The 5,751-nt window shown below is 68.4% G+C and carries 3 protein-coding genes; 2 read left to right on the top strand and 1 reads right to left on the bottom strand.

What is annotated here, in order from left to right:
- A partial coding sequence (locus tag CCR94_RS00040) for a coiled-coil domain-containing protein (protein ID WP_146089760.1) occupies window positions 1-3,838 on the bottom strand: 3,838 nt, incomplete at its 3' end.
- A 254-nt stretch (window positions 3,839-4,092) separates the two neighbouring features.
- Between CCR94_RS00040 and CCR94_RS00035 the strand changes: the two genes are divergently transcribed.
- The gene (locus tag CCR94_RS00035; RefSeq protein WP_158254546.1) at window positions 4,093-4,512 is read left to right on the top strand and encodes a MerR family transcriptional regulator; all 420 of its coding nucleotides are present in this window, start codon (window positions 4,093-4,095) and stop codon (window positions 4,510-4,512) included.
- Between the two features lie 239 nt (window positions 4,513-4,751).
- Window positions 4,752-5,372, top strand: coding sequence for a 2-hydroxychromene-2-carboxylate isomerase (locus CCR94_RS00030; protein WP_104505856.1), 621 nt, complete (start codon window positions 4,752-4,754; stop codon window positions 5,370-5,372).
- Window positions 5,373-5,751 lie beyond the last annotated feature (379 nt).

Raw genomic sequence — 5,751 nt, 5'->3', positions numbered from 1 at the left:
CGGGGGTCGGAGCCAGAGCCGGAGCGGCGGCCGCGGGCGCGGGCTGTGGCGTGGATTGGGGCGTCTGGGCTTCCGCCGCCGGGGCGTCGAGCTTGGCGGGCGTCGCGCTCTCGACCTGCGGCGCGACCGGCGACAGGGCGACCCGATAGACCTGGAGCATGCCCAGGGCGAGCACGGAGGCGCCCGCCGCGAGCAGAACGCCCGTCCGCGCGCCGGCGCCGCGCTTTTCGCCCGAAGCCCGCGGGCGCATGAATTTTTCCTTGGCGCGCTCCGCCGCGGCGCCGACGCCACGGGCGCGTTCGCCCGCCGACGTCTTCTCCTGCGCCTCGGCGACCGCGCGGGCGGCGAGCGCGCGGCGCGCCACCTCGATGTAATTGCTGCTCTGCGATCCCGACATCAGCGCCGCCTCGTCCTCTCGCGAAAGTTTGACGCTCGGCGCCGCTTGGTCTTCGTCCGACTCAGCGGGCGCCTCGGCGCGCGCGGGCGCCGCCGGAGTCGGGCGCCCGGCGCCCGGCTCGACCAGGAAGGAATCCGGGTCGAAATCCGGCGTCGTCGGTTCGGCGCGCGCGTTCATGCGCGACGGGGCGTTTTGGCGCGGCGGGGCGTTTTGCAAAGCCGGCGCCCGTGGCGGGACGGGCTCCGTCGCGACGGCCGGCGCCACGGCGCGGGCCTCCTGAACGTCTTCCTCCAGCATGGCCAGCCGATCGACGACCCTCTCCAGCGTCTCATGGACGGCGGACAGGGTTTGCTGCGCCCGGCGGTCGGAATGTTCGTGCTTTTCGCGCAGATCGGCGATTTCGCGGACGGCCTGTTCCGGCAGGGCGTTGGCCGCCGGCAGTTGCGCCATCGCCTCGCGCAAGGTTTCGCGGGCGACCTCGCGGGCGGTCTCTCGGCCTTGGTCGAGCCGCGCCGCCAGATCGGCCAGCGCCTGCTGCAACTGCATCTCGCCATGCGCGGCGCCGCGCTCCAGCCGTTCGGCCACCTCCGCCATCTGGCGCTCCAGCGCCTCGATCGCGCGGGAATCCGCCTGCGGCGCCATGGCGTTTTCGAGCTTGTCGGCGAGCGCGCGCAGCAGCGGCTCGAGGCTCTGCGGCGCCTGGGGGCTTCGTCCGGCCACGACCGCGCCGTCGATGCGTTCGGCCAACGCCTGCTGCATGAAATCGAGCCGGCTCGACAATTCCTCGAAGGCGCGCGCCTCGCCGACATGCGGGACCTGGTCGTTGGCGCGATCGATGCGCAGGGCGAGTTCGTCGAGGCGGGAGCCGACGTCGCGCCAATTGGCCTCGTTGCGCGCCAGCCCGGTTTCATGGGCGCGGCTGACTTCGTTCGATTGCCGCGACAGGCCTTCGAGCCGCTCGGTCAGGCTGGCGACCTGCTGTTCCATCCGCTCCAGCGGCGCCATGCGCTCCAGCGCCTGGGCGATGCTGGCGCGCAGCGCGTCGGACTGGTCGCAGGCGTTCAGGAAATCGCCGCGATCGGCGCCGTTGCGCCTGAGACCGTCGATCTTCTCCTCCAGCGCGCGCATCTGCCTGACCACGCCATCGATATTGGCTGAAGCTCCGATTTCGGCCAGGGCGCGACGCATGTCGGCGGCGAGGTTTTCAATCGGCGACAGCACGGCGTCGCGCAGGCCTTCGTCGCGCGAGCGCTCGACGCGGGCGCCAAGCTCGCGCACGGCGAGGTCGAGGGCTGCGATCTGGCTGCGCGGCGCGACATCCTCCAACGCGCGGCTCATCGCCGCGACCTGCTGGCCCAGCGCGTCGATCTCGTCGGCGCTGGCGCCCAAGGGGGCGCGCTCCATGAAGGCGCGGGCGGAGTCGACGCGGGCGCTGAGGTCGCGCACGGCGGTCTCGACCCCGGCGACGGCGCCGCGCGGCGCCACATCGCTCAAGGCGGCGCCGATCTCGGCCATCTGCCGTTTCAGCGACTCGAAATCCGGCGTGAAGTCGATATGCCGCTCGCTGGCGCGCGACATGATCTCGCGCGTCGAGTCGATGCGGTCGGCGAGATCGCGCACGGCGGTTTCGACGCCGGCGACCGCGCCGCGCGGCGCGACATCGCCCAGAGCGGCGCATATGTCCGCCAATTGCCGGTTCAGACTCTCGAAATCCGGCGTGGAATCGAGATGCCGCTCGCTGGCGCGCGCCATGATCTCGCGCGCGGATTCGACGCGGTTGGACAATTCGCGCATGGCGCTTTCGACGCCGGCGACCGCGCCGCGCGGCGCGACATCGTGCAGGCCCCGGGCGATATCGGCGAGTTGGCGGCTGAGATCCGGCGTATCCGGCGCGACGCGGGTTTCGGCGACGCGCTCGACGGTGGAGCGGGTGGTTTCGACGCGTTTGGACAGATCGCGCATGGCGCTTTCGAGCGCGACCACCGCGCCGCGCGGCGCGAGATCGCTCAAGCCGCGCGTGAGGCCGGAGAGTTCGCCGCGCAGGCCCGCGACTTCCTTCAGCGCGGCGACCGGCTGCGCCGCCGCCAGCGTGTCGATGCGGACGGCGAGATCGCGCAGGGCTTTTTCCACCACCGGGGCGACCGTGTCGCGCGGCGCGCCTTGCAGCGCGGAAAAGTCGCGCCGCATGTCTTCGATGCGCGAGGACAGCGACTCGATGCCGTTTTGCAGGCGGTCGATGCGGCGATCCTCGCTCGGCGCGGCGTTCAACTGAACGATGCGGTCGAGTTTCTGGGCGAGAACGTCGAAGCGCTCGTCAAACGCGGGCGCCGGTTGCGCGCGCGGCGCCGGTTGCGGCGCGACCGGGCGTTCGGGGGCGGGTTGCGGACGCAGCGGCGCCGGCTGGGGATGCGAAGACGCCGCATCAAGCGCGCGCTGATGCGCGGAAATTTCCTCGATGGCGCGTCTCATGTCGGCCGCGCGGGCGGCGGGCGGCGGCTCCTGGCGCGGCGGCGCGGCGCGGGAGGGCGCGGGACGGTCGAGACGCGCCAGCAGCGCGTCGAACCTTTTTTCCAGCCGCGAGAATTGTTCGTCGCGTTCATCGGCGGGGGCGGTTTCGGCGCGTTCGACGCGAGAGATGAGATTGGACAATTTACGATCCAGTTTACGCAGGGTTTCATCGTCGCGCGGCTCGGGCTCGCGACTCGCGAGATCCTCGAGACGTGTCTCCAGCCGGCCGAGGGCGCCGCGCAACGGCTCCACATCCAGGCGGACTTTTGTGCGCAGGTGGGTTTCGAGGTCGGCGAGACGGTTTTCCACCTGCGCCAGCATGTCCGCGCGCTCGCTTTCGGCGCTGTCGATGCGCTCGGCGACGCGGTCGGCCACTTGGGCCAGCGCGCGGGCGGCGCGGGCCTCGGCGCGTTCGGCCCGACTTTCGAAGGCGGCCACGGCCTTTTCCAGCAGCGCCTCGGCATCGACGTTTTCGCGCGCCCCCCCTTCGCGCGCGCTCACTTGGCGCGCCCTTTCGCGCGGCTGGCGCGACCGTCCCGGCGCGGCGGCGCGACGCGGTTCAGACTCCGGCTCGGACTCCTCGTCCCATTGCGCCGCGCGAGGCGGCGCGCTCCCGGCCTGGAGCTTTTCGTCGAACCTTTCGTCCTGATCGCGATCAGGCTGGATGCGTTCGGCCTGACCGCGGGCGGCGCGCGGCTTGCGGGTGTCGGTTTCGGCTTCGCGGCTCAGCCGGGCCAATTGCGCCGCCACCGCCTCAAGGCGTTCGTCGGCGTCGAATTCCTGATCGTCCGCCCCGGTCTCGGCGGCATGATCGGCGATGGCGCGGTTCAGCCATTCGCCAAGCGAAAGCCCGTCCCTGCGCGCCGCCTCCTTCGCGGCGTCGCGGGCGTCGAAATCGACGCCTTTAATGCTCCAGGGTACCGCCTTGCTCATTGTTAAAACCCGGTTTTCCCGGAAAACTTCGGCGGGCCGCCCGGATCGCCGCGCGGATACGCGAATCACGTTGCGGCGCCTGCCCGTTTTCCCTCGACCGCAACTTTCTTCGTTTAGGGTAAACAAGCCGTTAAGCCAGTAATTCCAGGCGAAACGCCATTTTGCTTACCAAAGGGGATTGCAACCATCGTTAACGTGCGCTACAACCTTGACGTGTAGCGCGTATCGATTCGAAACCCACAAGGACCATGCCAATGAACGCCAGCGCACTGCTCCACAGTCCAACTTTCGAGGCCGACGCAAACAGCCCGGAAATGCTCACCATTGGCGAGGTTTCACGTCTTTACGGCGTTACCCTTCGCGCCCTGCGCTTCTACGAACAGCGCGGCCTGCTGAAGCCGATCCGCCGCGGCGGCGCCCGCTTCTACGACGGCGCGCAAAAAGTTCGGCTGCAAATGATTCTGAAGGGCAAGCACCTCGGTTTCACCCTGACCGAAATCACCGATCTGCTGGAAGCCGAACAGGAACGCGGACCCAAGGCCGGCGATTTCGCCCTCGACGAAAAAATGGTCCTGTCACAATTGCGCCACCTCGAGGAACGCCGCGCCGACCTCGACCAGGCGATCGCGGAACTGCGAACGGTCCACCAGAAGCTGGTCAACACCGCGGCCTGAGAGCGGCCGAATTTTTACGCGCCATGCGCCCGCCCTGAGGCTGAGCCTCGTGGCGGGTTTTTTTTGACCTCGGACGTCCGCCCCCCGGATCAGAGGCGTGGACTCGACAGCCGCGAACAAACACGGGCAAACAGCGCCGCGAAGGCGTTTTCGCGGATTGTGAAGCAATCTCGCGGAAACCATATAAACGCGCGACGCCGGGTCCGGCCGATTCACGGCGCCGGCGATGAGGTGTTGCGATGGGACGCCAGCTGACGGTCTATTTCTCCCTGCTTTCGCCCTGGGCCTATATCGGCCACTCCGAATTGCGGCGGCTGGCGGAAAAACACGCCCTCACGCTGGACTATCGCCCTGTCGATCTGATGGAGGTGTTTCCGGAGTCCGGCGGCCTGCCGCTCGGCAAACGCCACCCGTCGCGGCAGGCCTATCGTCTGGTCGAGTTGCAGCGCTGGCGCGAAAAGCGCGGTCTCGATTTTCATCTTTGGCCGCGTTTCTGGCCCTTCGACCCCACGCGCGCCGATCGGACCATCTGCGCGCTGGCCGCGGACAAGGCCGATCCGCAAAAATTCATCGCGGGCGCTTTCGCCGCGATTTTCGAGCAAAATCGCGATATCGCCGATGAAAACGAGATCGCCGCCGTTTTGAGCGAGACCGGCTATCCTTCCTCCTGGCTGACGCGCGCGACGAACGCCGAGACGGCGACGCTCTACGAGACCAACCGGACCCAGGCGCTCGCAGCTGGTGTGTTTGGTTCGCCCTCGTACCTGCTCGACGGCGAAATTTTTTGGGGCCAGGACCGGCTCGACCTGCTCGACGACGCCCTGACCAGCAACCGTCCGCCGTTTACCGCTCCGGATTAGCCTGTTTCGATCCGATTGAACCGGATCGGGCTAGAGCATGACCCCAAAAAATGGATACCGGTTTTTTGGAAAAGGTCATGCAAAAACAAAGAGTCTAGAGCGCCTTGTTTTTCGCAATTTCTTTACGCGGGCCGGCATCCGCTTCGCGTGAAAATCGCTCTGGCGCGCCTCCGGTTCAACACTCGCGCTCCAGTGGACAAAGTCCGACGGGCTAACGGGACCTCGTCATGAGACAGAGCCCGCCGGTTCCGCCGGCGGGCTCTGTCATAATCGCCGAAACTACGCTGGCGGCTCGTGCGGCCCCGCCGGATGAGCGGGCGGCGCTTCGTGGTGGGGCGCGGGCGCCGGCTCATGTGCGGCCGGCGGCGGCGCGACATGG

Source organism: Rhodoblastus sphagnicola (assembly GCF_002937075.1).
Taxonomy (GTDB): Bacteria; Pseudomonadota; Alphaproteobacteria; order Rhizobiales; family Beijerinckiaceae; genus Rhodoblastus; species Rhodoblastus sphagnicola.
Note: the sequence above shows the minus strand (reverse complement) of the source record. Positions and strands in the feature narration are given on the sequence as shown.

Coding starts and splice junctions, on each gene's coding strand:
- CCR94_RS00035 (WP_158254546.1), top strand. CDS start 4,093: ATGAACGCCAGCGCACTGCTCCACAGTCCAACTTTCGAGGCCGACGCA.
- CCR94_RS00030 (WP_104505856.1), top strand. CDS start 4,752: ATGGGACGCCAGCTGACGGTCTATTTCTCCCTGCTTTCGCCCTGGGCC.